Genomic DNA, 402 nt, shown 5'->3' with positions numbered 1-402 from the left:
AGTATTAAAGATTTAATCAGCGAATTATTTAGTATAAATGTAAGCGACTTACATGAGTTAGTGAAAGGAACTCCGGCTCATAAATTAACCAGCCCGGAAAACAAAGAAACTACTTTAGGGCTTTTAGCTACTCTTAGTACTTATATAAGGTCATTACAATACGTAAAAGAAGAAGAGAATAATTTCTCAATATCCAAATGGATAAGTGATGAATCTTCGGAAGGTTGTCTTTTTTTAACTTCGGTAAGTACTATTCATAGCAGTTTAGCTCCGCTAATCTCAATGATGGTTAATATCGCGGTAACCAGTTTAATGAATACCAAGAAAAATACAGGAAAAAAGGTGTGGTTTATATTTGACGAGCTAGGATCGTTAAACTATTTACCTTCATTAGAGCAGGGG

The 402-nt window shown here is 33.8% G+C and carries 1 protein-coding gene; it reads left to right on the top strand.

Translation table 11 applies throughout. The features are described from left to right. Positions 1 to 402, top strand: a 402-nt coding sequence (locus NF27_RS01135; protein WP_039454907.1) for a type IV secretion system DNA-binding domain-containing protein, incomplete at both ends; no start/stop codon positions are given.

It is taken from the genome of Candidatus Jidaibacter acanthamoeba, assembly GCF_000815465.1.
In the GTDB taxonomy this organism is placed as follows: Bacteria; Pseudomonadota; Alphaproteobacteria; order Rickettsiales; family Midichloriaceae; genus Jidaibacter; species Jidaibacter acanthamoebae.
The sequence above is the reverse complement of the archived record's forward strand: the minus strand, read 5'-3'. Positions and strand labels throughout refer to the sequence as shown.